This window comes from Leptolyngbya sp. KIOST-1 (assembly GCF_000763385.1).
GTDB lineage: Bacteria > Cyanobacteriota > Cyanobacteriia > Phormidesmidales > Phormidesmidaceae > Nodosilinea.
On sequence record NZ_JQFA01000002.1, the window covers coordinates 1,987,101 to 2,013,477 of the forward strand.

The 26,377-nt window shown below is 59.7% G+C and carries 22 protein-coding genes; 9 read left to right on the forward strand and 13 right to left on the reverse strand.

Going from position 1 to position 26,377, the window contains the following annotated elements; genetic code table 11:
• Nucleotides 1-50 precede the first annotated feature (50 nt).
• The 6 genes from NF78_RS08790 to pdxH all read left to right on the forward strand — a co-directional run bounded on the left by NF78_RS08790 (nucleotide 51) and on the right by pdxH (nucleotide 5,162).
• Nucleotides 51-1,028: a hypothetical protein gene (locus NF78_RS08790; RefSeq protein WP_035985794.1), complete on the forward strand. Its 978-nt coding sequence runs from the start codon at nucleotides 51-53 to the stop codon at nucleotides 1,026-1,028.
• Nucleotides 1,029-1,341: 313 nt separating this feature from the next.
• Nucleotides 1,342-2,121, forward strand: a complete 780-nt coding sequence (locus NF78_RS08795) for an RDD family protein (protein ID WP_035985795.1) — start codon at nucleotides 1,342-1,344, stop codon at nucleotides 2,119-2,121.
• Nucleotides 2,122-2,385: 264 nt separating this feature from the next.
• Nucleotides 2,386-3,069 carry a zinc metallopeptidase gene (locus NF78_RS08800; RefSeq protein ID WP_035985796.1) on the forward strand — a complete coding sequence of 228 codons (684 nt, stop codon included), beginning with the start codon at nucleotides 2,386-2,388 and terminating at the stop codon, nucleotides 3,067-3,069.
• 13 nt (nucleotides 3,070-3,082) lie between these two features.
• Nucleotides 3,083-3,472 carry a photosystem II reaction center protein Psb28 gene (gene psb28, locus NF78_RS08805; RefSeq protein ID WP_035985797.1) on the forward strand — a complete coding sequence of 130 codons (390 nt, stop codon included), beginning with the start codon at nucleotides 3,083-3,085 and terminating at the stop codon, nucleotides 3,470-3,472.
• A gap of 49 nt (nucleotides 3,473-3,521) precedes the next feature.
• Nucleotides 3,522-4,442, forward strand: coding sequence for a TIGR01777 family oxidoreductase (locus NF78_RS08810; protein WP_035989170.1), 921 nt, complete (start codon nucleotides 3,522-3,524; stop codon nucleotides 4,440-4,442).
• An 84-nt stretch (nucleotides 4,443-4,526) separates the two neighbouring features.
• Complete coding sequence (gene pdxH, locus NF78_RS08815; RefSeq protein WP_035985798.1) at nucleotides 4,527-5,162, forward strand: pyridoxamine 5'-phosphate oxidase; 636 nt, start codon at nucleotides 4,527-4,529, stop codon at nucleotides 5,160-5,162.
• Nucleotides 5,163-5,172: 10 nt separating this feature from the next.
• On the opposite strand, the gene NF78_RS08820 is transcribed toward pdxH, so the two are convergent.
• A complete protein-coding gene (locus NF78_RS08820; protein ID WP_035985799.1) occupies nucleotides 5,173-5,676 on the reverse strand; it encodes a Uma2 family endonuclease in 504 nt (167 codons plus the stop codon).
• Entirely contained in the window at nucleotides 5,669-7,093 is a 1,425-nt protein-coding gene (locus NF78_RS08825; RefSeq protein ID WP_052050009.1) for a TldD/PmbA family protein, read from the reverse strand. Before NF78_RS08825 ends, NF78_RS08820 begins: the two co-directional genes overlap by 8 nt.
• Nucleotides 7,094-7,176: 83 nt before the next feature.
• Between NF78_RS08825 and NF78_RS08830 the strand changes: the two genes are divergently transcribed.
• On the forward strand, nucleotides 7,177-7,761 hold the full coding sequence (locus NF78_RS08830) for a DUF3611 family protein (protein ID WP_035985800.1): 585 nt from the start codon (nucleotides 7,177-7,179) through the stop codon (nucleotides 7,759-7,761).
• A 101-nt stretch (nucleotides 7,762-7,862) separates the two neighbouring features.
• Here NF78_RS08830 and fabG read toward each other — a convergent pair whose 3' ends face one another.
• From fabG to hpsA, 5 genes are all read right to left on the reverse strand, one after another.
• Nucleotides 7,863-8,621, reverse strand: a complete 759-nt coding sequence (gene fabG / locus NF78_RS08835; RefSeq protein ID WP_035985801.1) for a 3-oxoacyl-[acyl-carrier-protein] reductase — start codon at nucleotides 8,619-8,621, stop codon at nucleotides 7,863-7,865.
• A gap of 132 nt (nucleotides 8,622-8,753) precedes the next feature.
• Nucleotides 8,754-9,332: a prepilin-type N-terminal cleavage/methylation domain-containing protein gene (locus NF78_RS28130; RefSeq protein ID WP_052050011.1), complete on the reverse strand. Its 579-nt coding sequence runs from the start codon at nucleotides 9,330-9,332 to the stop codon at nucleotides 8,754-8,756.
• A gap of 53 nt (nucleotides 9,333-9,385) precedes the next feature.
• Nucleotides 9,386-10,300 carry a PilW family protein gene (locus NF78_RS08845; protein WP_035985802.1) on the reverse strand — a complete coding sequence of 305 codons (915 nt, stop codon included), beginning with the start codon at nucleotides 10,298-10,300 and terminating at the stop codon, nucleotides 9,386-9,388.
• 95 nt (nucleotides 10,301-10,395) lie between these two features.
• On the reverse strand, nucleotides 10,396-11,082 hold the full coding sequence (locus tag NF78_RS08850; RefSeq protein ID WP_035985803.1) for a prepilin-type N-terminal cleavage/methylation domain-containing protein: 687 nt from the start codon (nucleotides 11,080-11,082) through the stop codon (nucleotides 10,396-10,398).
• 43 nt (nucleotides 11,083-11,125) lie between these two features.
• Nucleotides 11,126-15,994 carry a hormogonium polysaccharide biosynthesis protein HpsA gene (gene hpsA / locus NF78_RS08855; protein WP_225885261.1) on the reverse strand — a complete coding sequence of 1,623 codons (4,869 nt, stop codon included), beginning with the start codon at nucleotides 15,992-15,994 and terminating at the stop codon, nucleotides 11,126-11,128.
• Nucleotides 15,995-16,870: 876 nt separating this feature from the next.
• On the opposite strand from hpsA, the gene ftsH reads away from it, so the two are divergent.
• The gene (gene ftsH, locus NF78_RS08860; protein ID WP_052050012.1) at nucleotides 16,871-18,637 is read left to right on the forward strand and encodes an ATP-dependent zinc metalloprotease FtsH; all 1,767 of its coding nucleotides are present in this window, start codon (nucleotides 16,871-16,873) and stop codon (nucleotides 18,635-18,637) included.
• A 120-nt stretch (nucleotides 18,638-18,757) separates the two neighbouring features.
• On the opposite strand, the gene NF78_RS08865 is transcribed toward ftsH, so the two are convergent.
• Nucleotides 18,758-19,954, reverse strand: a complete 1,197-nt coding sequence (locus tag NF78_RS08865) for a Coenzyme F420 hydrogenase/dehydrogenase, beta subunit C-terminal domain (protein ID WP_035985805.1) — start codon at nucleotides 19,952-19,954, stop codon at nucleotides 18,758-18,760.
• 279 nt (nucleotides 19,955-20,233) lie between these two features.
• Here NF78_RS08865 and NF78_RS08870 point away from each other — a divergent pair, with 279 nt between their 5' ends.
• Nucleotides 20,234-22,378 (forward strand): serine/threonine-protein kinase, encoded by a 2,145-nt coding sequence (locus tag NF78_RS08870; RefSeq protein WP_035985806.1) that lies wholly within the window; start codon nucleotides 20,234-20,236, stop codon nucleotides 22,376-22,378.
• Between the two features lie 49 nt (nucleotides 22,379-22,427).
• On the opposite strand, the gene NF78_RS08875 is transcribed toward NF78_RS08870, so the two are convergent.
• From NF78_RS08875 to NF78_RS08895, 5 genes are all read right to left on the reverse strand, one after another.
• Complete coding sequence (locus NF78_RS08875) at nucleotides 22,428-22,898, reverse strand: gas vesicle protein K (RefSeq protein ID WP_081972562.1); 471 nt, start codon at nucleotides 22,896-22,898, stop codon at nucleotides 22,428-22,430.
• 88 nt (nucleotides 22,899-22,986) lie between these two features.
• Entirely contained in the window at nucleotides 22,987-23,181 is a 195-nt protein-coding gene (locus NF78_RS08880) for a hypothetical protein (RefSeq protein WP_035985807.1), read from the reverse strand.
• A 116-nt stretch (nucleotides 23,182-23,297) separates the two neighbouring features.
• Nucleotides 23,298-23,651, reverse strand: coding sequence for a gas vesicle protein (locus NF78_RS08885; RefSeq protein ID WP_035985808.1), 354 nt, complete (start codon nucleotides 23,649-23,651; stop codon nucleotides 23,298-23,300).
• 12 nt (nucleotides 23,652-23,663) lie between these two features.
• Entirely contained in the window at nucleotides 23,664-25,043 is a 1,380-nt protein-coding gene (gene gvpN / locus NF78_RS08890; RefSeq protein ID WP_035985809.1) for a gas vesicle protein GvpN, read from the reverse strand.
• Nucleotides 25,040-26,254, reverse strand: a complete 1,215-nt coding sequence (locus NF78_RS08895; protein WP_156119707.1) for a hypothetical protein — start codon at nucleotides 26,252-26,254, stop codon at nucleotides 25,040-25,042. Before NF78_RS08895 ends, gvpN begins: the two co-directional genes overlap by 4 nt.
• Nucleotides 26,255-26,377 lie beyond the last annotated feature (123 nt).

Here is a 26,377-nt window from a genome sequence, read left to right on the forward strand (position 1 = left end):
AACGCACACCGTATTACAGCTCGTTTTATCTCTACCAGGAGGCGGCGCTGATGAACCCATCCGCACAGCAGGGTAACCAGCTCGGCCCCCTCAACCCCGGCGATGTGGTGAGCGCAGCCCTGCGGCTATACAAAGATCGCTTTAAGACATTCTTTCGGCTGGCGGTCCTGGCGACGCTGTGGCTGGTGGCTGGCATCATCGGCCTGGGGCTGGCGATCGCCCTTCTGGCAGGCATCGGCGCGGCGATCGGCGGCGACATTGGCGCCGTTTTGGGCGGTCTGGTAGGTCTGCTGGTGGGGTTCGTTCCGCTGTTGTACGGCTCCGCCAAGTACTACGCCCTCTCCAGCGTGGTGGGTCGCCTGTGCTTTCGGGATTTGATCAACCAGCCCGAAACCTCCCTGGAGGCGCAGCGTCAGGTGGCACCTAAGCTGGGGCAGTTTTTGCTCCTGGGCTTCCTGCTGATGCTGGCCTACATAGCCGCCTACCTGGTGGGGTCGCTGCTGGCACTAATTGCGGGCGGTGGCGTTGGGTTCTTAACCGCAGGCATTCTGTCGGCGCTGATCAACCAGGCCGTCGGTGGCGTGATGGGCATTTTGCTGGGGGTGCTGCTGGGGCTGGGAATTTTGCTGGTTGCGCTGATCTGGGTCGCTTCGCGCCTGTTTATCGCCGAAGTGGTGCTGGCGATCGAGCCGCAGCAGGATGCCAGCAGCAGCATGAGCCGCAGTTGGGAGCTAACCCAGACGGCCATTTTGCGCATTCAGGTGATATTTCTGGCCACGTTTCTCATTCAGCTGCCGCTGCTTTCGGTCACCAACTACATCCCCAGCATTTTGCTGGAGTTGCTGCCCGTCGACGGCATCGTCTACGCCATTACCTTCGCCCTCAGTCTGGTGCTCAGCCTGGTGAGTAGTATGGTGGTGCTGCCCCTGTGGCAGGCGGTCAAAGGCGTGCTCTACTACGACCTGCGCAGCCGCCGCGAAGGCCTTGACTTGGCCCTACGGGCCGATGAGCCAGGCATCCATGAATGAGAAAATGAAATGAATGCAAAATTCAAAATTTTTAACGGCGTTGCTGAATCAAGGCATGAATTTTTAGCGGCAAAAGTCCTTTCACTGCCCCCTAAATCCCCCAATGCTGGGGGACCTTGAGACTGTTCGGTTCCCCCCAGCATTGGGGGGCTAGGGGGGCAAATCATCCCGACAATCAGCAACGCCTTCAGCAACGCCTTTTTAACTTTGAATTTTTCATTTTGAACTTCCTTCGCTCGTCCTACCCCCAGGCAAACCCTACTCTCCCACCATCTCGCCTACTCACCCACACACCCACTCACCTCCCCTTCCAATGCCCCTCTTCAACACCGTCACCATTCGCACCCCCGAGAGCGTTGAGCTGGAGTTTGTGCTGGCTGGGGTGGGCAGCCGGGCGGTGGCGCTGACCCTCGACTACCTGTGTCTGGGCGCGGGGCTGACGGTGTTAACCCTGGTCTACAGCTTTTTGCTGGTGCGGCTGCTGGCGATGGATACGGTGTTCACGGTGCCCAGTGAGACGGTGCAGCTGTGGGTGACGGCGATCGCAGCCCTGCTGGCGTTCTTTTTCTACATTGGCTACTTCGTGCTGCTTGAAACCTGGTGGTACGGCCAGACCCCCGGCAAGCGCTACGCCAAAATTAGGGTCATTCGCGACGATGGCCAGCCCGAGCGCCTGCCCCAGGCCACCCTGCGATCGCTGCTGCGCCCCATCGACGATATTTTGTTCATCGGCTTTTTCTGCATCTTGCTCAGCAAGAGCGAGAAACGGCTGGGCGACTGGCTGGCGGGGACCCTGGTGGTGCAGACCGACCCTGTCACCAGCAGCGAAATTCAAGTACCAGAGCGATCCCAGGCGATCGGCCAGGACTTGATGGCGCTGGTCGATATGAGTCGCCTCTCCCCCGACGATTTTGCCACCGTGCGCGAGTTTTTGCAGCGGCGGCGGGCCATGAGCCCCAAGGCCAAAACCCTGGTCAGCGACCAGCTCGCTCGCCGGTTCAAAGCTCAGCTGGCCCTCGAGACCCTACCCACCGAAATGACCACCGACACGTTTTTAGAGGCGATCTACTCTGCCTACCAGCAGGGTAAGTGAGGGTTTTTGGGAGTGGGGGGTGAAGGGGGTGGGTAAGTGGGTGGGTGGGGGTGCGTGAACAAAACTCAAAAGGCAAAGTCAAAAGTGCAAAATTTTGAATTCACATTTTTGCATTCATTTATTGCCCTACCCCATCCACCCTACTAACCCCTACCCCCCGCCCTCCAATCCTTAGGAACCCGTAAAACTTAGAGGATCCTTATAAACAGCCTGCTATCATTCGCTGCATAGTTTGACGCTTCATCCTTTATCCCGGCTCAGGCCATGTTTTTCGACCCCATTTACATCCTGCTGGTTGCCATTCCTACGGCTGTACTGACCTTCTGGGCACAGAGCAAGGTCAAGGGCACCTATCGCAAGTACGCACAAGTCCAGTCCACCATGGGCATGACCGGGGCTCAAGTGGCCCAAACCATTCTGTCCAAAAAGGGCGTGCGCAATGTCAAAGTCGAGCCGGTGGCGGGCGAGTTGACCGACCACTACGATCCTAGGGCCAAAGCGGTACGCCTCTCCCAGGGCATTTACGGCTCTGGGTCGCTGGCGGCGGCGGCGGTGGCGGCCCACGAGTGTGGCCACGTGCTGCAAGATGTAGAGGGCTACAAATTTATGAACCTGAGGGCCGCCCTGGTGCCGGCGGTAAATCTCGGCTCTCGGCTCGGCCCGATGCTGATCATGGCGGGGCTGATCTTCAATTTTTTGAATTTGGCCTGGCTGGGGGTGATTTTCTTCGCCTCGGTGCTGCTGTTCCACGTGGTCACGCTGCCGGTCGAGTTCGATGCCTCGCACCGGGCCCTGCGGCTGGTGGATGAGTTAGGCATTCTTCAGGGCGAAGAGAATAAAGGGGCCCGAGCCGTGCTAAGTGCAGCAGCCCTTACCTACGTAGCCACCGCCTTCACGGCATTTCTCAACCTGCTGTACTACATAGTATTAATTAACCGTCGCCGCTAGTACCTGTGCCGCCATGACCGCCCAGCCGCCAACTGTCGAGTTCTACGAGGGTATTGCCGAAACCATCGACAATATCAGCCTCAGGCGCGACGGCAGGACTGGCGAGCGCATTGTGCTGCTGACCTTCAATCAACTGCGCGCGATCGAGCGGTTTCAGAGCTTTCGCAGCCAGTTTGCCAAGGCGCTCAAGCTGGTGGATGAAGAAGGGGCGATCGCCATTGAGCCTGACGGCATCAAATTTATCTTTGGCGGTCCCGAGGGCGACGACCTGCAGCGGGTAGAGTGCAAGCTGGTTGTCGACCGCGACGATCACTGGGATCGCCTGATGCGCTTCATGCAGCGCTATGCCCAGGCCAACGGGATGGCCTATGGTGAATCGCCCCAGGCAGATGGTTTATCCTAGACCAAGCCACCGCTAAAGCAGGGGCGTGTTTACCCAGAATCAGGAGCCCATGAAAATTGCAATTACTGGAGCCACGGGCTTCGTCGGTAGTCGCCTGGTAGAGCGGCTCCAGGCCGACGGGCACAGCATTGTCGTGCTCACCCGCAGCGTTGACCATGGTCGGCAGGTATTTCCTGCTGCCAACTTTCCTCAGGTCGAGGTTGTGGGCTACAGCCCGCAGGAGTCAGGCGACTGGCAAACAGGCGTGCTCTCCGGCTGCGATGGGGTAGTCAACCTGGCCGGAGCCCCGATCTCGGAGCGCTGGAGCGACGAGCACAAACAGGCCATCATGGACAGCCGCAAGGTGGGTACCGAAAAGCTGGTTGAAGCCCTGGCCAAGGCCGATCCCAAACCTGCGGTGTGGGTCAACGCCTCCGCCATTGGCTACTACGGCACCAGCGAAACCGCCACCTTTGACGAGACCAGCACCCCCATCGACAACGACTTTCTCTCCCAGGTGTGTCAGTCCTGGGAAGGGGCGGCTCAGCCGGTCAAAGACTACGGCACCCGCCTGGTGATCTTGCGCCTTGGGATCGTGCTGGGCATGGGCGGCGCGGTGGCCAAAATGCTCACCCCCTTTCGCATGTTTGCCGGCGGACCCATTGGCAGCGGTCAGCAGTGGTTTTCCTGGATTCACCGCGACGATGTTGTCAACCTGATTGTGCAGGCGCTGCAAGATCCCCAGATGGAGGGCGTGTACAACGCGACCGCCCCCAACCCCGTACGCATGGGCGAATTTTGCAAAACCCTGGGCAAGGTGCTCAACCGCCCCTCCTGGCTGCCGGTGCCCGACTTCGTGCTGGAGGCCATTTTGGGCGATGGAGCCCAGGTGGTTCTGGAAGGTCAGCAGGTGCTACCCAAACGCACCGAAGCCAGCGGCTTTAGCTATCAATACGCCCTGGTCAAAGACGCCCTGGACGACATTGTCTAAGCCCGAAGCCCGAAACCCGAAACCCAAAACCCGAAGCCCAAAACCCGAAACCCGAAACCCGAAATCCAAAACCTCAATCACGCCATGGATGTTGGTGAACTGCGCCGCGACTATACCCAGCGGGGGCTAGACATTACCGATCTCGACCCCGACCCCTTTGTCCAGTTTGAGCGGTGGTTTCAGCAGGCTCGTGACGCCGATCTGCTGGAGCCCAACGCGCTGGTGCTGTCCACCGTGTCGGCGGAAGGCGCGCCCTACCAGCGCACGGTATTACTCAAGTATTTCGATCGCGACGGCTTTGTATTTTTCACCAACTACGGCAGCCGCAAAGCTCAGCACATCGCGACCAATGCCCAGGTTTCCATGCTGTTTCCCTGGTACCCGCTGGAGCGGCAGCTGGCGATCGCAGGCACGGCCAGCAAAATTTCGGCCGCAGAGTCGCTCCGGTACTTTTCGTCGCGCCCTCGCAGCAGCCAGCTGGGGGCCTGGGTATCGCAGCAGAGCAGCATTATCTCCTCGCGGCAGCTGCTGGAGATGCAGTTTGAAAAAATGAAGGAAAAGTTTCTCCATCAGGAGGTGCCCCTGCCCGACTTCTGGGGCGGCTACCGAGTCAGGCCCATCAGCTTTGAGTTTTGGCAGGGGCGACCCAGCCGCCTGCACGATCGCTTTTTGTACAGCCGAAAAGAGACCCAGTGGGCGATCGCCCGTCTATCTCCTTAACGCCCCTTTACTAAACCACCAGACTAAAATCGACCCGTGCGTAGATGTCCATCATTGGCAGCCGGACATCGGTAATGGCCAACTCCACCACCGAATCCAGCCCCGATTGAGTCGTCATCCCCCACAGGTGCTCCTCAGCCCGGTAAAACTGCTCCACCCGAGCCTCGGTCTGGTGTACAAACAGGTAGGCCTGCAGGTAGGGAATCGTACGACAGAGGTTAAACATCCCGCCCCGCTCGGGCAAAGTGGCCGCATCGGGACTATAGCCGGGGGTCGGCTCGCTCAAAATCTCAAACATCACGCAGGGGTTGAGCACCCGATTGTCCTGCCCGTCGTGCAGCAGCGGCTCCCCTGCCACCACCAGCAGGTCGGGATACACCCCCAACCCCTGCTCAGGCAGCCACACCTGCACCCCTCGGGGCAGCACCTCGTAGAGGCTGTGGCCGCAGGTGGCATCCATCAACCGCATCAGATTGCGCAAAATGCGGCCCTGGTTAACCGAACCATCACTCATACCAGTCTTCAGCTTCGCCCCCCACCACGACGTTGCGAATTCGGAGGCTAGGCCCGCCGCAGCCTACGGGCAGTCCATTTTGGCCGCCCTTGCCGCAGCCCCCCGACTCATCCCAGTAAAAATCGTCGCCGATCGCCTCAATATCCGCCAGAGTGCGAAACACATTGCCAGACAGCGTGACATCCCGCACCGGCTCAGCCAGTTGCCCATTGCGAATCATCCAGGCCTCACCCGCCGTAAAGGTGAACATTTCGCCGTTGGTCATGCCCTCCAGCCAATTGCGGGCGTAGACCCCTTCTTTGATGTCGGCAAACAGGTCATTGACGGGGGTGCTGCCGCGCTCGATCCAGGTGTTGGTCATGCGCACCAGGGGCGAATAGTGGTAGTTGAGGCAGCGGGCGTTGCCGGTGGGCTGCTCCCCCAGTTTTCCCGCCGTTTCGCGAGAGTGCAGCCGCCCCACCAGCATCCCATCCTGAATGAGTTGGGTGGTGGTGGCCGGAGTGCCTTCGTCATCGTAGAAGTAGCTGCCCCGGTGACCTTCGGGAGCCGCCCCATCGAAAATTTGCAGGTTGTCGGGGCCAAAGCGACGGCCCATGCTCATCGACTCCAGCAGGTCAGGGTTTTCGTAGGCCATGTCGGCCTCCGACAGATGACCAAAGGCCTCATGGACAAACAGGCCGGTCAGCACGGGGTCAATCACCACATCGTAGGCACCCCCGCGTACCGGGGGCAACTCCAGGGCGGCCACCGCCCGCCGGGCCGCCTCCATCACCTGGGCATCCAGATGTTCCAAATCCTCGTAGGCTTTGCGCGAACCCGTAGTTTCTCGCCCGGTTTGTACCGTATCGCCGTCGCGGGCGGTGGCAGCAAACCGCATTTCCATGTCTGACCAGGCCTGGTCGATCAGAGTCCCTTCAGAGGTGACCAACAGCACCCGCTGGGCCACGTCTGTGTAGCGTACCGATGTGGTTGTAATCCGGCTGTCCAGGCTCTGGAGTAAATCGGCGTAGTGGCTGCAGAGTGTTTTTTTGCGGGCCAGGGGAATGGAGCGGGGATCGGTGCCCGCCAGGGGCAGACGACGGACCACTTGGACTGGTTCGATCGGGGCCAGCAGGGTTTCGTCGTGGCCCACCAGGCGGGCCGCACCGACGGCCGACTCCACACAGGCGACCAGGCTCTCCAGGTCGTTAAAACTGGCAAAGCCCCAGCCCCCCCGATAGCAGGCCCGCACGTGGCCTCCGATCGCGATCGCCTCGCTCAGGGTTTCCGCCCTGCCGCCCCGCAAAAAGATGTCGGTGCCCTCAGACTGCTCCAACCGAATTGCCAGGTAGTCTACCCGCGGCCCCCAGCGATCGCAGAGTTCCTGCACTCGGGCCTTTGCCTGATCAATAACGGCCTGGTCAATCGCGTCTGCCATACCCCTGCCCCCGCCACTTTCCCCAAATGTATCATTCAGAAGCCCCTGCGCTGAGGTCGAGATCACAGGCTAGAATCACAGGTATGACTACTGACTTCGACTACACCCTCCCGCCCGCCGTACGGCGCATATCGGGCTCCTTTCGCCTGGTGGGCTGGATTAGCTTTTGGACCCAGGTGGTGCTGGCAGCCATCTCTAGCCTGGTGCTACTGTTTGCCAGCATCAATCTAACCGCGCGATCGGGGGCTGGGGGAGGTAACCCCGGCACGGGCGTGGGGCTGTTGTTTGCCGCCCTGGGGTTGGTAGCCGTTTACTTCAACATTTTTTGGGCCTTTCGCTATGTCCGTCTGGGGAGACGCCTGCGCAGCCGCGACACCACCAAGCGGCCCAGTCCAAAAGATGCCCTCCAGGCGCTGCGGTTGGGTACTGGCATTAGCATGGTCGGCATGTTGATCACCCTGTTTGGCAGTCAGGCGCTGATTGGCTCCCTGCTGGGCAAGGCCCTGGCCCAGCCCCAGGGAAGTACAGTATTTATACCCGGCAACATCAACCAGTTTGTCGAGGCCTTCGACATTTTTGTGGTGCAGGCCAATACCAACACCCTGCTGGCCCATTTTGTGTCCCTGGCCGCCACCCTGTGGTTATTGAGAACCGTAAATCGAGCCTAGCTGGTGCCCCTGAAGCGATGGCTATACGCCATTGCGCCGCCCCAGTTTTTGCCTTTGGAAGCGGAGGGTGGGTAGTGGGGTGGGAACGAGAACATCTGCTCCTAAGCCATCACCATACCGCCGTCGACATTGAACACCTGGCCAGTGATGTAGGCCGCCGCCGGGTCGACGGCAAGAAATTTCACCATGCCCGCAATGTCTTCGGGCTGGCCAAACCGGCCCAGGGGAATGAACTTGAGAATGTCCTCTGTGTTGGGCAGATCCCCCGTCATGTCGGTTTCGATAAAGCCGGGGGCGACCGCATTGGCCGTTACCCCACGGCTGGCCAATTCCTTGGCGACGGTCTTGGTAAAGCCAATCACCCCGGCCTTGGCGGCGCTGTAGTTGGCCTGACCGGGGTTGCCCATCTGTCCCGCCACCGAAGCAATATTAATAATTCGGCCCGATCGCTGCTTCAGCATGATCTTGGCCACAGCGCGGGTACACAAAAAGACTCCGGTCAGGTTCAAATCGATCACGGCCTGCCAGTCTTCGGGCTTCATCCGCAGCAGCAGGGTGTCGCGGGTAATGCCCGCATTGTTGACCAAAATATCGACCCGGCCAAACTTCTCCAGGGTGCCCGCAATCAGCGCATCCACCTGGTCGGCCTGGGAAACATCGGCCTGAAGCGCCAGGGCGCTACCCCCTGCGGCGGCAATGTCAGTCACCACCTGATCGGCGGCGGTGCTGGAGCGGGCATAGTTGACCACCACCTGAGCCCCGGCCGCCGCCAGGGCGATCGCCACGGCCCGACCAATGCCCCGCGAGGCCCCCGTCACAATAGCAACCTGGCCTTCCAGGGATGGGGATGATGCGCTCATGGAGTCACCTCGCTCAGCAAAACGTGCCCATTGTTTTTATCACGAAATGGGGGCGGAGCGGGAGTAGGGCAGCAGGCCAGAGCAACGGCGATAGATTGACCCAAGCAATCGCGAACGAATGTTTAGGAAGCGTCAGTTCAGACCAACCCGGGGATTGTTGCACTCGGTATTGTTGGCGGTTTTGAGACTGCCCAGCAGGTTGGCCACAATCACACACTGCTGAATGGTGCCCGCCCCACCGTCAATGACAATGACAAAGGGCAGATTGTTGCGCTCCAAAGGCAAACCCCGATAGTCAAAGGCGATATTGTTCACGGGGGTCTGCGTACCGTTAGCCGCGACGCTAAAGGCTCTCAGCGTAATTTGCCCGGTGCGGTTGGCATCGCCACCCAGTTCTTGATTTCTACCGTTAAATACAGGGTTAGCTGGATCTGTGAAATCTACAGATCCAATTCTCAGGGTGGGGTTGGCGGCGGTGGTCACCACTTCTACCCGGCGGGCCTGCCGCAGCTGAATGGCGTCCTGCTGGGCATTTCTCATTGCCTGAATGACGTCGCTTCGCACTGCGATCGCCCGCTGACGACTGGAAAATGCAAACCAACTCGGTGCCGCGATCGCCGCCAGCACCGCCGCAATTACCACCACCACCAGCAGTTCAATCAGGGTAAAGCCTGATTCAGATTGTTTAGCCGATGTGCGCAGGCGTTTCATGGCAGGCCCCAAAATACAACAACTCAACGTGAACTCACCCTACAACAGCGCCGCTACAGCCCTGGCTGCTTGTCCAATACACCTCGAATTAGCACCTCAGACCGCAGGGTGGGCAACGCCCCTGCCTGGGAGAACGAGCCCAGGGCTGAGTTTTGGGTATCGGCATTGCCCCTCAAAAATACAATCAGCGTCTGGTTGCTGCCAGTAGTTAAGGCCGCATCGTTGGGATTAGCCCGAGTCGTTCCTTCCAGGACACAGGCATAAAAGTTATTGGCATTGGCTGGAGTTTGCAGGTACCCATCCGGACAGAGGCCAGTAGTCGCCTGGTTAGCGTCGGTGTTATCGACAAAGTCGGTGAGCACCGAGATGTTACGGGGAGTGTTGCCCGCACTCGTCCAGTTGGCAAAGTTATTTGTGGTGCCGGTGGGTTCGGCATAGCCCGGTGTAATGTTCAGGTTAGCCAACCCACCGGCGGTATACTTAGGCAGCTCGTAACGGATAATTCTGGAGCGACCGCCCCAAATGTCGTTGCCAGTGTTTTGCTGCTGGGCGTAGACCACCAGCGTGTAGTAGCCCTGGCGCAGGCGTAGAGTATTGCACTCGTTGAGCCTTGCTCCGGTGAAGGTCGCTGAACACGCGGTGTTAAAAAAGGTACGAACGTTTGCATTAGTGGGGTCGAGGGGGTCTAGCCGCCAAAAGGCCAGCACCGGTACTTCGCCAGCCCGTGGAAAGTCATTTAACTGGCCAACAACCTCAGCCGGGGTGGAGTAGATAAAGACAGCTTCGCCAGCATCGCGGGTGATGTAGTCGATGGCGCGGCGCATGTCCTGCTGGGTCTGGGTGAGAATTTCCTCTCTACGGTTGATCCGGAGTAGCTCAACCACCAGAAAGAGCATCGTGCCCACAATCAGCGACCCAACGGCGATCGCCACCAGCAGCTCTATCAGCGTAAAGCCGCGCCGACCCATTGATCTGGCCCGAAGCAACCACGTGAGCGTAAGTTTTGTAAGGGCCTGTTTAGCCATGGGGTGTCACCCTCAAGAGATGGTTGTAGATCGCACAGTTAGTTACAGCCGCTGGGTACCGACGCTGCGGCATTGAGATGCTGAATGTATTGACAGAGAGAATTGCCGCTCTCACCCGAAGTCACTGTTGTGTACAGAGCCACAAGCGGACGCCGTCCCCGCTGCCCCACGCCATTGACCATGCGTAGGGCGGCCGGGTCCTTGTCCAGGCTACCGGTGCCGGTCAGCACCGCATCGTAGTCGTACACTCGCACACCCATGGCAAAGGTAACCGGCACACTGCCCACAAAACGACCAGGGGTACGGTAAGACTGCACCGCAAACCGGTTGCCGTTGAGGTTAACTTCACGGGTTTGAAATGCAGTCGTTGGCGCCGCTACTGGTGCACCAAAGTTTGGCCCTGCCACCTCTGCCACCCTCCGATCTGGGTTAGTGCCTGTAATTGTGGTGGAGGGAGGCAGGTTGCCGGTATTAGCAGTAGAGCGCTCGACCAGCAGCCGCACCCGATCGATTTCAGACTGGGCCACTTCCAATGCCTGCTCGGCCTTCTGGCTTTGCACCCGAGTGGCCACCGAAATGACCAGGGCGGGAGCAATGGCGCTACCAATTAGACCCACGATAATAATGGCTACCAGACATTCAATCAGGGTCAGCCCTTGCTGCCCCTGGGCTGGGGAGTAGCCCCCAACCCGGTAGAGATAGCGCTTGAGTCTGTTGTTGATCACGATGTGTGGTCTCCTGATATAGCAGGGCAAGGGCAGTTATTAGCTAGGCTCTTGTACAGAGATCGGGCATCAGCCTAGTACCAGCAGCATTTCTGGCGCAGCGCAGGTTGACAATGTACGGGTCGTCGGCGGGCAGCTCACGGTAGTACTCACTGCGGGGGGTACCAATGCTAACGAAACGACGGGCGGCTGGGGCTGGGGGTAAATACAGCAGGCCAACGTCATAGCCCCAGCGGCGAAGAGGCGGTCTGTAATAGCCCAGTTCCTCATCTGCGGTCGGATTAGTATTGGGTTCCCAAGCATCGTGCTCAAAGGGGCCGGTAGCATTGGTCGAGAAGTTGAGCTGAATCAACGACCCGGCCACGTGTAACTGCACATTATTCCAGTCTTCGAGGAAGCGGGGGAAATTGTGCAGACCGCCGTAGCCCTGCTGCGGGCGCTGGGGTACCAATCCACTGACAACAGTCGCATTGACGAATGTCTGTGTAGCCGTTTGCAGATTTCGCTGCCTCTCGCCAGTAGCGGTACCAAACCCAGTCCAAGTAGCATCAGCGTTGTACACATCATAGAAAGGCCGAATGGCCGGGGCGGTACCCATGTTGTTGCGGTAGTAGGTGCCATTGCGATCCACCCATACGGGAGAACCAGCAGCCGCACTCTCGCGCACCCAGTTCGGTTGATCGGCTGTAAGCGTTGGACGGTTGGCAATCATGTAGGAGGAGTTAGCCCCACCAGCATTATTAGGTCTGACTCGCCTAAAGGCATCCTCAAGTGCTCCATCCCTAAAGCTGTTTGAGAGGATGGTAACAGCATCAGCCAGAATCTCAACTGGACGCCAGTGATCGGAGTTCAAAGTGGCAAAGGTGCCGGTGTTGAGCGTGGTGCGTCTGTTATAGAACGGTAGACCAAACGCAGTAGCCAGGTTTTCGTTGAAGAGAGTCTGAGTAAACTCTTCAATGATGTTGGTCACTCGGCCTGTAGTGCTGTGGGGGTTAAAGTCGCCCTGGATGTAGACACTGTTGTCGGTGACAAAGGTCATCCCCACCCGGCGGGGGCCGGGGGCACCACCAATGGTGGCGGGGCCGCTGAAGTCTGCTGGATCGCCGCTAGCGGTGCGTAGCCTAAACCCATGGGCCCGGCGGGCAGGATCGGGATAGAAGTCTACCGGCTTGAGGCTAATACCCTGGGCTGTTAGGGGCGGATCTTGAGGAGCTCCCCCAGGCCCAGCCTGCATTCTACAGTTAGCCTGGGTTTCGATATTAAACCGACGTGGGGTAGCGGTATTGAGTGCCTGGCAAAAGGCCGCATTAACGGTCGCCGTAGCATTTCTGGGCCGTACCACCTCATCTTCCCGAACGGCGTCTTCCCTAAAGGCAAAGACCACACCCTCGCCCCGGTTGTCTGGGTTGGCGGAGAGCCAGAAGTCGCCAGTGCCTACTCTACGCCTGGTTAAGGCTTCAATATCAATATCGAGCACGCGGGTGTTGAGCTGCTCTCGCCCGTTGTAAATACCTTTTTCTAGGAAAGGCACCTGAATACGACCGGTAGGGCCATTGATGACAAAGGCATGGGTTTGATCGTTATGATTTGCTACGTCCAGCACAGCTGCAGTAGACGCCGCTGCTGGAGTTCTCCAACTTGTCGCCGTGTCGGAGCGGGGGGTACCTGCCAAGTTGTTCATGCCCACCACCGGGTCGGTACCTAAGCGACGGAAGATAGGCGGGTTGGTGGCCGGAAGATTGACACTGCGCACGTAGGCGTTGGTGATGTACTCCTCGCCAGGCTGGGTGGGTTCGCAGGCGCGACCAACAATGGTCTGGCCATCGGGCTGCTGGGTACACCCGTCGCCGTCAAAGTCGTGGTCAGCGACGGGGAACAAGTAGTAGAGGGCCGGGTATCGCACCGGCATAACGTTTGTGGCGCTACAGGCCAGGTATCCAAAAACACCAACGTCATCTTTACCACCGTTCCCACGGGCTAGGGTGCCACCAAAGAGGTTAGGGTTGCAACGCAATTGAAACCTGACATTTCTTCCACTAGCACCCGGCAGTGAAATCACTTCTGTCAGTTGGCTACCCGAGTTCCAAACGATGTTGTTCGCGGGAGCAGTGGCAGGACCAAGGCTGGTGGTTGGTAGACCTTCCCTAAAGCCCAGTTCACGATCGCGAATAGTGCTGGTCAGGAAGTTAATTTGTTGGACAAACGTTGTAATTTGGGTGATCTGAGCTGCCGTGGCATTGGTTCCCATCCGCAGTAGCTCAATCCAGTCATCAAGATTGTACTGAGCAAAGTACTGACCAAAGTCGCAGGCTTCTTGATATCCTGCGGCATCGGTTACTCCACCCGTACAGGGAGCGTTGCTGATGGTTGGATCAACCCAGGGTACAGCCTTGCCCCTAGTAGTGAAGTAATCAGACACTCGATTGCCACCGCCTAGCTGAGGGTTTGTAGCCCCATTGGTGGTTACATAGGTGCTGATGTCGCGGACGGCGTTTCTTAGACCAGAGCCAATGTTTTGAAAGTTAATGTTGAGATCAGTGTTAGCGAGAGCCCGAGCTTCCAAATAGTCAGCCATGACGTTGTAAGCCAGCATGCTGACGGTGCAGGCAGCACTGTGCAGTGTAGCTTTATCCGCCGGGCTTAACTGATCGTAAGGTACTGCCGGGCTGGCATCAAGGTACTCAGTAAAAATGCGGCGCAGTGGGGAAAAGTCGCCCCACATGCCGAGGTGGGGGTGGGGGTGGATATTGCCATCCTGCACCGCCGCGAAAGAGGGTGCACCGCCTCTAGGGTCTCCTGCAAAGTAGGCCAGGTTACGCAGGGCACGGCCCAGGTGGCGGCTACTGTCCAGCTCAGTGATAAACTCTGCCTCAGTGTCGAAGGTGCTGCGTAGCTGAAATTCCCAGCCGTTGGTGCCGTTGCCGGTCAAAAAGTCAGTCTTGAGACTGCCAGTGTTCGGGTAGTTGATATAGGTTCGGCTGTTGACAATGGTTTGGGGAGTTCCGGGGTGGGCCGTGGCAGCTACACAGGCGGCGGGGAACTGACCATTGTTGATTTGATAGTGGTATACAGCCATACCCTGGACGGCGGCAAGGTTGTCCCGTAGAGATCTGCGCTGCAAATACTCATGATCTCCGCCCCAGCGAGTATCAGTACCGGTTGGGCGAGTGAGCGCTGGATACAACGGATCCCCTGCCGGCCCAATGCCCGCCGGGTTAGAGTTCCAACCATTAGCGTTACCCAACTCCAGACGTTCGCCCATTATTAGACGCATACCAGTTTCAATTGACTGGCGCTCCCAATAGCCGTCTAAACCATTAGATGGATCGGTCAGACGACCGACGCCGGTGATCCGGTCACCAACTACCGTTCCGGCAGCGGCGTTGGTAATGTCGAGGGAGAGATCGCGGCTGTCGTAGCGAGACTTGGGTCCCCAGCGGTTGTCGGCCCGATAAAAGTCGTCTACGAAGGGACGGGCAACCTGGTCGTTGATGATGCGTCGAATATTGTCGCTGCTAAAGCCATTGGCCGCTGTGCTCCACACAGGGTCCCGTTCCCAAGCACCAGGGTTGATGTGCTCAGCAGTATCGCGAGTGAATAGCGCCAGCGGGTTCATCGCCACATCGGAAGGGCGGACGTTGTTGTTAGCGGCACTGGTTCTAACGGAGTCGGTGTTGTTGTCGAGGGTGCGGTTGACGATGGCGGGGCGTCCTGCCCCATCCCATACGTGAATGATAGACGGTTGGTTGTTCGTGGTGTTGTCGAACCGCATGGTGCCCCGCACGGCCTGCCCCTGGAATTCTGGCTGGCCATTGACGACGGCACGGGGGTCGCCTCGACCATCGCCGTTGAGGTCTACCTCAGACAGGGAAATTTCGGAGGCTTCCCGGCTGTAAAGGCAGGAGTTGTGGGAACTCACCATGTGAGAGCGATAGCCATTACCTGCCCCAGTGCCGCTACCCGCAAAGGTAAAGAAGCTGCCGTCGGTGTGCATGGCTCCGTTCCAGTTAAATTCTGGACCGGGGGATACATCGAGGTCGTAGCGGAACCATGCCCCCCACTTGTTGGCCCGGGCTGCAGTGCGAGACTGCTGAAACTCCAGGGTTTCAAAGGTGCGGTTAGCATCGTTGAGGTTGGCAACAAAGGCGTTGACCTGGAAGTTCTTTTGCAGGGTAGAGTTGTTGCCCTGCTGTACCACCTGCCAGCCACCTTCTGCCAGAGCGCCCGCACAGGCTGGGCTGGCTTCGGTTGTGGCCAGGGGCCCGGTGCGGGTGACCAGAGCATCGGCTTTAGCCTGGTTAACCGGGCCATCGACGCGTACCGTGGTTGCCGACAGGGGCCCTTGGTCATCGACCAGGATGGAGTAGACAACGATTTCATTACTACCGACAACGCCATCGCCGTTGATGTCGGTATTAAACGACCAGGCGTTGTCTAAGATTGTGTCGCCGTTGATATCGACCCGGGTTTCATCGGGCAGGGTGTAGGGATCGTTGGCACCGGGCAGAGCGGCAACGCGGCCGGTATAGCCAGGGTAGGTACTGGTGACCAGCATCAGGTCAGCCAGAATGTCACTGGCGGGCACTCCGCTGGGAAAGCGGTTGTCGGTCTGAAACAAGAATTCGATTTTGGCCTTGGCTCGGTCTACCGCAGGGGTTGCGGCGTTAGAAATCACCTGCTGCTCCCGCTGGGAGATGGCCATATCGCTGCGGGTAAAGGAGCGATAGGTGAGGGCGGTGGCGGTGAGCACCACCATTAGCACCAGCAACACGGTAGTTGGCAACACAAAACCCGACCTGGCCAAGCGGGCCGGTCGGTTTGCCAGCAGCACGAGTTGTAGCACCCCAGTAACCAATCGCTTGATTGCAGCTTGAGGAAGCCGCAACGCCTTTCGCAGTAGATGACGACTCATGTTTTTAAAACCGATATGCCAAACGACAAAACCAAGAATGTAGCAGCGGTAAGGCCTGGTCAGGGGGCGTTGGCCCTACAGCAGCAGTGACGCTGGGAAACCCTGGACATAGCTAACCGCCCCGCTGGGAGGGGATGTTATAGATGAGGAAAATCGAGTGTGCTCCATTGGCCTGCGGGAAGGCCAGTAAACGCCAGGGGACTTCTACAGAAGTGACAGGCATTTACCTACTAAAATACCCAGCTATTGTAACGGAGCGATCAGGACTGTAAAGTCACTTGGCGAACCGCCGCGATCGCCCGTTACCGTTGTAACCCTACCCCAAAGGGCCTCAAATAGATGAACTGACCTCAAAATCTTCCCCTGAGGCTTCTATCTTATTGAGAACTTCACACTATGTACTGAGTATTTTCTCGATACTTAATCGATTTTAGGTAACTTTTTTATGCTGAATTGAGCTGCATACGTAGGGTTTTAGCGATCTATCTCAGCCCTATCGGCCAGAGCACAGGCGTAGGCTTCCAGTCCGCTTCTTAAATCACTCAACTTCTGGCCCAGGGTGGGCTCCAGATCCCAGCTCTTTTCGGGGGCTACGGCACTGACACCCTGGGGCGTATGGGATTCCTACTCCGGCAAAATTTTTAGGAATGAGACTGGCGCGATGGATCTGAAGTCGTTACGGCCATCCCCTCAAACAGGGCGTAATCACCGTATCGAGCGGCCTGTGGGCTTCGGTAACTACGGCTAACTTGGGGCGTTTCCCCCTCTGGGAGGGAAAGGGTACCTGACGCAGAATCAAGGAAGTGAGCGGTTGGCCGGAAGCTTTTTCCAGTGCCTCCCCCAGTTGGTTCCCCTTACCCTACAGGACCTGCCCCAATGAAAACAGAAACCCCAGTGCAATCGACCTACAGCACCTTTCTGGAGCAGGTCAAGACTGCTCAGGTGCAACGGGTGACGATGGGGCGCGACCGCATCGACTACACCCTCAAGCCCGAATTTGGCTCCCGCCGCTACACAACCCAGCCGGTGGGCTCGACCGATGAAGTTATGAGTCAGCTTAAGCGTCAGGGGGTGCGGGTTACTCTGGCCCCCGAACCGCTCCCCCCAGCGGGCATCGCCGGGTTAATCATCTCCTCAGGGATGCTAGTGGGGGCGCTGGCCCTGGCGGCAAAGTTTAGCCGTGCGGGTGGGGTGGGCACCACCGTGGGCATGGGCAAAAGCAAGGCCCGCAGCTACGGCAAGAGCAAAACTGGCGTCACCTTTGCCGATGTGGCCGGGGTGGACGAGGCCAAGCAGGAGCTGCAAGAGGTCGTGGACTTTTTGGCCAACGGCGACAGGTACCGCCAGCTGGGGGCCAAAATTCCCAAGGGGGTGCTGCTGGTGGGGCCTCCTGGCACGGGTAAGACCCTGCTGGCGAAGGCGATCGCTGGCGAAGCGGGCGTCCCATTCTTGAGCATGGCCGGGTCGGAGTTTGTGGAGATGTTTGTGGGCGTCGGGGCCTCGCGGGTGCGCGACCTGTTTGCGAAAGCCAAGCGTCAGGCTCCCTGTATTGTGTTTATTGATGAGCTAGACGCCGTGGGCAAGACCCGCGGCGGCAACCCCAACGGCGGCAACGACGAGCGGGAGCAAACCCTGAACCAGTTGCTGACCGAAATGGACGGCTTTGACGGCAATGACGGCGTGATTGTGATTGCCGCCACCAACCGGCCTGAAACCCTGGACCCGGCCCTGCGCCGCCCCGGCCGCTTCGATCGCCAGGTGCTGGTCGATCGCCCCGACAGGAGCGGCAGGCTGGAGATTTTGCAGGTGCACGGTCGCGGCGTGGCGCTGGGGGAGGACGTCAACCTGGCGGACATTGCGGCCCAAACCGCTGGCTTTGCCGGGGCCGACCTGGCCAACCTGGTCAACGAAGCGGCGCTGATGGCGGCCCGCAACCACCGCAAGGCGGTGCTGATGGCCGACTTTGGCGAAGCCATTGAGCGGGTGATTGCCGGACTGGAGAAGCGCTCTCGAGTGCTGACGGCGACCGAACGGCAGACGGTGGCCTACCACGAAGTGGGCCATGCCCTGGTGGGGGCGCTGATGCCCGGCGGCAACCGGGTGACCAAAATTTCGATTGTGCCGCGCGGACTGGGGGCGCTGGGCTACACCCTGCAAATGCCGGAGAATGACCGCTACCTGATGCTTGAAGACGAACTGCGGGGGCAGCTGGCCACGCTGCTGGCCGGGCGCGCCGCTGAGGAAATTGTCTTTGGCAAGGTTTCGACCGGGGCCAGCGACGACATCCAGAAAGCGACCGACCTGGCCGAGAAGGCAGTGACCGAGTACGGCATGAGCGCCAGCCTGGGGCCAGTGGCCTTTGCCAAAGCTAATGCTCAGTTTTTGGATGGGGGCAGCGACAGGCGGGTGACCAGCCCCGAAGTGGCGACCGAAATCGATCGCCAGGTGAAGCAGTTGCTGGATGGGGCTCGCTCGATGGCGATCGACATTCTGCGGCTCAACCAGGGCCTGCTGGAGTCGGCCACCCAGACTTTGCTGGAGACTGAGGTGCTGGACGGCGATCAGCTCCGGGTGGTGCTGGCCCAGGCCCAGGCTCCGGCGGGAATGGAGCGTTGGCTAGCAGAGGGATATAGCGTGGTGTAGCACGCCTCTGCCATCCTTTCCGTGGGAGTAGGGTACGCTTTAGCGCGGATCCTAGGGTTCTTTGATGGGTAGCCAGAGTTGCTGGTCTCTCCACCAAAGAACCCTGGGATCTTATGCGTGCTAATCGGGCAGTTTGTACTGACTGACGATGCGTTTGGCGAATTCCGGCACGTGGGCGGCCAGCTTCTGCGGATAGTTGCGCTTGACGTAGAGGTAGTTGCGGGTGAAGTGGGAGTCGATGGAAAAGCGGGCGTACTCCAGCCCCTTGGGACCGATGCGCTCGATCACCACGCCCATCAGCTTGGCGGCCCACATGGGCAGGGTCACCGCCTTGTCGTAGGCGGGAATGCTCTGCTGTACGGCGGCCTTGCGATCGCCCACCGACATCACCGGCTGGGTGTCGAGCTGATCCATCACCAGGTCCAGCATGGCCTGGCCGCGATCGTTGCGGACTACGATCCACTGCCAGCCAAAGGGAGCCCCCATGTAGCCCACCACCAGGTCGGCCAGCCCGTTCACGTAGTCGAAGCAGCTCATGCAGGAGGGGGCAAACACATCCTTGAGCTGGTTGGTCTTGAGGCCAAAGAAGGGCACGGTTTCGGTGGAGCCGTCTTCGTGCTTGAAGTGGACCCGAAAATCCTGCATAAACTCGTAGTGCACGACGGTATCGGGCGATCGGCTGGTGGTTTCCAGAAATTTTTGCAGACCCGCCCGGCTGACGTTGTCCACGCAGGGGGTGCCCAGCACGTAGAGCTGCTCCAGACCGAGCTGCTTTTCAATCGCCCGCAGCGCCTGAATCTGACAGCCCACTCCGATCACCAGCAGCCGTTTCATCCCCGACTGCTCCACCTGCTCCAGCACCGACAGGTTGGGCGATAGGGTGGGCTTGTTGACCCGCGCCGCCAGAATCTCTTCGGGGGTGGTGGCAATGATCGGCTGGGGCTGAAAGCGATCGCTCTCGGTATTCTGCACGCACACCACGCCTTCGACCAGGCCCCGGGTCAGCATCTCGATCGCGATCGTGCTGACAATGCCCGTCCACTGAGCCCCCTCGATGGGCTGCTGCTTGCGGGCAGCCATCATGTCCTGGTGGACGCCAAAGTAGACCTCGTCTTCGGTCTCCAGATCGCGACTGCGGCCGTGGCTCTGCTGCTCCAGGGTGGGGAACTGCTGGTTGAGAAAGGCGCAGGCCTCTTTGACGTAGTGGATGTAGTAGGTATCGCAGAAGCCGCACTCGCTGCAGAGTTCCTTAGCGGGGCGGGTGGCCCCCGGACGCAGGGCTTTGGCTTTGTTGTGGGGAGGCTGGGCCAGGGTCATAGGGGCGGCAGCAAATTGCTCAACGACGAGGGTTTATCAAGTAATGAGGTTTATTTACCATACCGCAAGGGTTTGGGCGGATTGGCGCGATCGCCCCAATTGTTACGAAATATAGCGTTGACCTCGCGACCAGAACCGGACTAGAGCGATCGCAAGTCAATTGGCTGCCCCACGGCACCAACCCAGCAGCAAAATCCCCCCTCTCCGACCGATTGCAGGTTAAATGGAAGTAGGCATAAGCAAAAGCTATGCCCCTGCGTCCCCCGGGTTCCCGCTGTGATGATCTGCTGCCTCAATCCCCACTGTACCCAGCCCAATCACGCTACCCAGGCCGCCGTTTGTCCCACCTGTGGCACTCCCCTGGAGCGGCGTCTGCGGGGTCGCTACCGACCGCTCAAGCTGATTGGGCGCGGCGGCTTTGGGCGCACCTACTTTGCCCTCGACACCGATCGCCTCAACAGCCGCTGCGTGATCAAGCAGTTTGCGCCCCAGACCCAGGGCACCAAGTCCTTCTTAAAAGCCGTCCAGCTATTTGAGCAGGAGGCCGTGCGGCTCCACGAGTTGGGGGAACACCCGCAAATTCCCACCTTGCTGGCCTACTTCGAGCAAAATAAATACCTCTACCTGGTACAGCAAATGATCCAGGGCCGCACCCTGTACCAGGAGATTGCCGCCCAGGCCGCCTACAGCGAGGGCAGCCTGCGTCAGCTGCTGGAGGACCTGCTGCCGGTGCTGCACTTTATCCACCAGCACGGCGTTATCCACCGCGACATCACCCCCTCCAATATCATTCGCCGCAAGGCCGACCAGAAGCCGGTGCTGATCGACTTTGGGGTGGCCAAGCAGTTTAGCGAAGCCATCCGTTACGAGCCCGGCACCCGGATCGGCACCGAAGGCTATGCCCCCATCGAGCAGCTGCGCAGCGGACAGGCTTACCCCTCCAGCGATCTCTACAGTCTTGGGGCCAGCTGTCTCCACCTGCTGACCGGCCGCAAACCCGAGGATCTCTACAGCCCCCAGGAGGGTCGCTGGCTCTGGCAGGAGTATCTCCAGAAACAGGGGCGCACCATTCATCCCGGCCTGGCCGCCGTGCTCAACTGCATGACCAAGGATCTGGTCAGCGAGCGTTACCAGAGCGCCCAGGACGTGCTGGATGACCTGCAGCGGCTGCCCAAACTGGAGGGGGCAGTTCCTGGATGGGTGTCTAGCCAGGCCAGCCCGAGCCTGTTTACCGGGCTCGATCGCCCACCCCTGAGCGGGCCGGGGCAAAGGGCTGGTGTAGCGGTACCGATTACGTCCCTACCCACCGCCGCCGAAATGGCTGGACCCCTCTCCGGTCCTGTCTCTGGCCCCGCCTCTGGCCAACCTGCCTCCGGCCCCCAGCCTCCACCGCCTAACGTTCGCGGTACCGGGTATCCCCATGCCCATCCCCCTGGCTCAAGATCCCCCCAACCCTCAGGACCGCCTAAACCCTCAGGATCCCCCCAACCCTCGGGGTCATCTAAGCTAGACCATGGCTCTGCGACAGTGTTGGGCGGCGGCTGGCAGCTAATTCAAACACTGGTCGGTCACCAGTCATGGGTGACCGCTGTGGCCTTTGCCCCCCAACAGCCGCTGCTGGTCAGCGGCAGCCTTGACGACTCTCTGCGGATCTGGAACTGGCAATCAGGAGATTTGCTGCACTCGCTCAGGGGCCACGCGCGCGGGGTCAACGATGTGGCCATTGACCAGCGCGGTCAGCTCATGGTGAGCTGTGGGGACGACGCCACGGTGAAAATCTGGGACGTGGGCAGCGGCACCCTGCGGCATACGCTGAAAGGGCACCTGCGCGATGTCACGGCGATCGCGTTGGGCAGCACCAACTGCCTGGCCAGCGCCAGCGAAGACGGCACCCTCAAACTGTGGAACCCCAGCCAGGGCAGCCTGACCAAGACCCTACCCGGCTCAGCCGGTATGCTCAAAACCGTGGCTCTGGTCAGCGGTGACCAGCGCTTAGTCAGCGGCGGCCTCGACAACACCGTGCGCCTCTGGGATGCCCAGACAGCTCAAGCAACCAGAGTTTTTGCGGGCCATACCAATACCGTTAATCAGGTGGCCGTCAGTCCCGACGGTCGCCTGATGGCCAGCGCTAGCAAAGACCGCACCGTGCGCCTCTGGGATCTATCCACGGGCGACCTGCGCCACACCCTGCAGGGACATACCCAGGAGGTGAACACCGTTGCCTTTTTCCCCAATGGGCAACGGCTAGTTAGCGGCAGCAGCGACGGCACGCTGCGCCTCTGGCAGAGTCAAACCGGCACCCTGGAAGCCACACTACCCGCTCACATCAACCCTGTACATCAGGTGGCCATTCAGTGCAGTGGTGGCGTCATTGCCAGCGCCAGCGCCGACAAAACCATCAAGCTGTGGCAGTGGCAGGGGTAGCCGCGCTGGGGTGAATCAGTCGGTCGTCAACAAGAACTCACTCCCCGGCCTAAATGGGTTTAGAGGTCAGCACCAGCCGCAGTTTGGCGTGTATCAAATTGAGCTGGGCCATACCCAGTTCAGCGTCGCCTTCAACCACGACTCCGGTATCCAGCAGGCGATCGAGCAGCTCTAGAATAGTCGGACTCTGGTTTTTTTCGCCCGGATAGTATTGGCCCTCCCTGGGCAGCAACGTACCGATTTCCCCCAGATCGATATTCAGATCGGCGGGGTCTACGTCAAAGATCTCGCACATATCGACGACCTGCTGTTCGAGCTTTCGCAGACTGTCTGCGGCCCGTTCAAGCTCCTCGTCGCTGAGGTCGCCCGACTCCATCCGCCGAATCACCTGGGCCTCCATCAGTTGCCGCACCAGCTCAATGACGGTGAGCAGCAGCGGGGCCAGCCCCGCGTCGGTTTTTGCGGGGGGCTGAAGCGCCAGGCTGGGTAACAGTTCAGAATCGACGTTCTCGGAGGTCATAGCCACAGTCTAGGGCGTGTCACCAATTCTGGCCAAAACCGTTTACCGTGGTGCTACGCCCGACCCCAAAAACCAGGCGGGGGCGCTTCTAGGCGCGCCCCTGCCACTGGTGCTGCAACCACTGACGGCGGGCGTCTTCGGACTGGATGCGGGTGCGGTGGTAGCCCATGCGTCCTGCATCGGTGAGGTGCGCCCCGGTGGGCCGACTGCGGCTGGGCACCGAACGAAAGCTCGCAATGGTGCGGCTGGTGGGGATTTGTCTCAGGGTGCGCAGAGTAAGCATGGCGAGGCAGCAGGGTAACGGATGGACGATAGGTCTGATTGACTTGAGCCACCAGGCTACGGCCGCAAACGGCCAGAGCCCAAGATGGCTGAAAGTCGCTCATCCGATGGACAGGTTCAGGTCGACGGTTCAGCGGATCGCAGCGCCTTCAGCTCGGCTTCCAAACTTTCCAGGCGAGCCTGGAGTTGCTGATTGGCCTCCAGCAGCTCGCTGGTGCGGCTGCTGAGGTAGGGGTCGCTTTCCCACCAATTAATGCCAATTTCACGGGCCTTATCGACCGAAGAAATGATCAGGCGAATGCGAATGCTCAGCAACTCCGTCGATCCAACGGAGACTGAAATATCGCCAGCGATCACAATCCCTTTGTCGAGCACCCGTTCGATCACGTCCACCAGAGAAGACCCCTGGGTAGCGGTGGTAATCGTGCTACGACCGGTTTGGGGACGACTGGCGGGGGCGTTGATAGTCACGACAGATTACCTTCAGTTAGAACTCAGCTGATAGCCCGTGAGCTGCCCATCGACCTCGCGTTTCTCGATCAGGGCTTGATCCAGCATGGACTTGAGGGCGTTGACCACCTGAAAGCGGTTTAGCCCCAGGGCTGCCTCGATGGTAGCGAGGGATGCCGTACCTGTGGCATCGAGATAGTCAAAAATGCGGGTTTCAAGGTCAGCGTCAGGAGCGGCGTCGGCAGGGGTAGATCCTGATTCGGCGGCAGCCTCTGCGGGCGCAATCGGCGGGTCAGCCGGGGCCTGAGGGGCGATTGCGACGGCTGCTGGGGCAGAGTGCAGGGTTTCTAGCTCCTGATCTGCTGAGACGGTTTCCTCAACGGTCGCAGGGTCCTCAACAAAATCGATCAGTGCTTCGGCACTCAAGTCCGCGAGGGCCGGAGGAGTGTCGTCTTCGTCTTCGCCGTGGAGGCGAGCCTGGGGCTGAACCTCAGGTTTCAGGGTGAGATCGTTGACCAGCTCAGCCTGGGACACCACAAAGCGGTTGAACAGATTCCAGAGGTGGCGGGTGGCATCGGGGGCGGGCTCTTTGGAGCGGGCCAGCAAAATATCGCTGCACACGTCGCGGAAGTCGGCATTTTCGGCCAGGGGCAGAATGCCGTGGTCGTGGCAAATGGTGGCAATCATCAGGCTGGGGCGCAGGCTGGAAACCATATCGGGCGCGGCCGTCGACTGGAAGGCCTTGACCAGCTGCACAATTTGCAGCGCGGCAGAGCTGTCAATGCCCACCTTTTGCACCAGGATCTGCTGCTGAGCCAGTTCATCGGGCTCGGGCATATTGATGGTGATCAGGCGGTCCTGCAGCGCGTCCTGGGTACCGTGAACACCGCAGTACTCTTCGGGGTTGGAGGTGAGGATGGCGCGGAAGTGCGGGCTGACGCGGATGTACTCGGCCCGGTTGTTGCTGGGGGGCAGTACCAGGAGTTTTTCCTCCAGGGCCGACAGCAGCACGTTGTTGACCTCGGGGCGCGATCGGTTGAACTCGTCGTACACCATGGTGAAGCCTTCACGGCAGGCCAGCGTCAGGCGCGAGTCGATCCAGTTCTGGCGCAGCTCGTCCTCCACCTTCACGACGCTGTGGATATAGTTGTCTACCACCTTTTTGCGGGTGTAGCCCGCCTGGTTGCCGATCAGGTCAGAGGTTTTGAACTCGTCGTCGCCAAACAGCAGCATGATTGGGCGGGCCAGCAGATCGGCCAGGTGCAGGGCCAGGGTGGTTTTGCCGGTACCGGCCGGACCCTTGAGGTGAATGGAGTACCCCGATTGCAGGTACCGCAGGGCTCGAAGAGTGGTGCGCTCCAGGGTGGGGGTGGAGACAAAGTTGCGGGGGCGGGCTTGTAGAACAGTGTTCACAGAACGGCTTCCTCTTGGACGAGATAGGTACGGTCTTGCTTAACCACGAGGTCTTTTTGAATCAGCGATCGCAGCGCATCTACCGCCTGAAAACGGTTGATGCCCAGCTCCGTCTCAATTTCGCTGAGGCGAGCCCCCTGGGACAGGTGCAGGTAGTTGTAAACCACCTCTTCGATTGACGGAGACTCGGCAGCGGGGACAGGAGCGACGGCCACCGTCGAGGGAGGTGCGGCTGGGGCTGTCACCGTGGCCACTGGCGCCGAGGGAGCGACCGGTGCCGCAGGGGCTGGGGGCCGGGCCGGGGCCTGGGCCGCCTTGGCCGGAGCGGGGGAAGGTATTACAGCCGCTTTGGGGGCCACTTTGGGGACCACCGTGGGGGCGGGCTTGGCAGGCGCTACCGCCCGGGCCGGGGGAGCGATGGCCGCGGGTCGGGTAGCGATGGGTCGAGGGGCAGGAGCCTCAGCGGGTTGAGGAGCAGCCTGGCCCCAGACGATGTGGGATAGCTGGGCTCGCTGGGCCTGGAGCTGACGGCGAAAGTCGGCCAGCTCGTCAAACATGGCGTCGACAGATAGGGTCAAAGCCTGGCGATCGCACTGACGCTGGGTCTGGTTGATCACGGCGGCCTGCTGGCGCACAGCGGTCAGATCCTTGAGGGTGGTCTGCACCTGCACCTGCAACTCTTCGACGTAGGCGGTGAGCTGGGGCAGTAGCTCGGCCCGCACCATCGCCTGCTCCTGGCGATAACCAGCCAGATCGACAGCTGTTTTAGCCTGAATGGCCGCTACCTGCTGCTGCACCTGGCGCAGCTCCTGGGCAATCTCTAAGCGCAGGTCATTGACAGTGTTTTGAAGCACCTGGCAATCGTGCTCAAGCTTTTGGCGCAGTTCGGCGGCGCTCATTTCTCGGGCAGCCTGGTAGCTGGTCAGCAGCTCGATGGTGTCGGCCTGGAGGGCCTGAACGTAGGCCTGACGGGCCTGCTGGCGAGGCAAAACCTGAGCCTCGCGATCGGCGGTGGTGTCGGCCAGCCACAGAGCCGTATTGGTCCGCAGATCGCTCATCAGCTGCTCGAGGTCCTGGCGCAGCTGCACAGCATGGGTCAGCCGGTCAGCCTGCCAGCGTTCCAGGTCAGTAAAGACCTGATAGCGCCGATTGACCACCTCACTCTGGCGCAGTTGTCGTGCGGCTTGCCACTGGTCATAAAGTGCTGTCACAGGACTGCTCTCCCTTTAGCGAAAATGAAATGTGGTAAATAACTTTGGGTATTTTTCAAGGTGGCAAGGAGAGAAAAAAGCGCCAAGAACAGAATAGTCACTGGACCTTAAAGAGCTGGTTTT

Coding starts and splice junctions, on each gene's coding strand:
- NF78_RS08790 (WP_035985794.1), top strand. CDS start 51: ATGAACCCATCCGCACAGCAGGGTAACCAGCTCGGCCCCCTCAACCCC.
- NF78_RS08795 (WP_035985795.1), top strand. CDS start 1,342: ATGCCCCTCTTCAACACCGTCACCATTCGCACCCCCGAGAGCGTTGAG.
- NF78_RS08830 (WP_035985800.1), top strand. CDS start 7,177: ATGACTACTGACTTCGACTACACCCTCCCGCCCGCCGTACGGCGCATA.
- ftsH (WP_052050012.1), top strand. CDS start 16,871: ATGAAAACAGAAACCCCAGTGCAATCGACCTACAGCACCTTTCTGGAG.
- NF78_RS08875 (WP_081972562.1), bottom strand. CDS start 22,898: ATGACCTCCGAGAACGTCGATTCTGAACTGTTACCCAGCCTGGCGCTT.
- NF78_RS28130 (WP_052050011.1), bottom strand. CDS start 9,332: ATGAAACGCCTGCGCACATCGGCTAAACAATCTGAATCAGGCTTTACC.
- NF78_RS08825 (WP_052050009.1), bottom strand. CDS start 7,093: ATGGCAGACGCGATTGACCAGGCCGTTATTGATCAGGCAAAGGCCCGA.
- NF78_RS08800 (WP_035985796.1), top strand. CDS start 2,386: ATGTTTTTCGACCCCATTTACATCCTGCTGGTTGCCATTCCTACGGCT.
- hpsA (WP_225885261.1), bottom strand. CDS start 15,994: ATGAGTCGTCATCTACTGCGAAAGGCGTTGCGGCTTCCTCAAGCTGCA.
- NF78_RS08880 (WP_035985807.1), bottom strand. CDS start 23,181: ATGCTTACTCTGCGCACCCTGAGACAAATCCCCACCAGCCGCACCATT.
- NF78_RS08845 (WP_035985802.1), bottom strand. CDS start 10,300: ATGGGTCGGCGCGGCTTTACGCTGATAGAGCTGCTGGTGGCGATCGCC.
- pdxH (WP_035985798.1), top strand. CDS start 4,527: ATGGATGTTGGTGAACTGCGCCGCGACTATACCCAGCGGGGGCTAGAC.
- NF78_RS08820 (WP_035985799.1), bottom strand. CDS start 5,676: ATGAGTGATGGTTCGGTTAACCAGGGCCGCATTTTGCGCAATCTGATG.
- NF78_RS08865 (WP_035985805.1), bottom strand. CDS start 19,954: ATGACCCTGGCCCAGCCTCCCCACAACAAAGCCAAAGCCCTGCGTCCG.
- fabG (WP_035985801.1), bottom strand. CDS start 8,621: ATGAGCGCATCATCCCCATCCCTGGAAGGCCAGGTTGCTATTGTGACG.
- NF78_RS08870 (WP_035985806.1), top strand. CDS start 20,234: ATGATCTGCTGCCTCAATCCCCACTGTACCCAGCCCAATCACGCTACC.
- psb28 (WP_035985797.1), top strand. CDS start 3,083: ATGACCGCCCAGCCGCCAACTGTCGAGTTCTACGAGGGTATTGCCGAA.
- NF78_RS08810 (WP_035989170.1), top strand. CDS start 3,522: ATGAAAATTGCAATTACTGGAGCCACGGGCTTCGTCGGTAGTCGCCTG.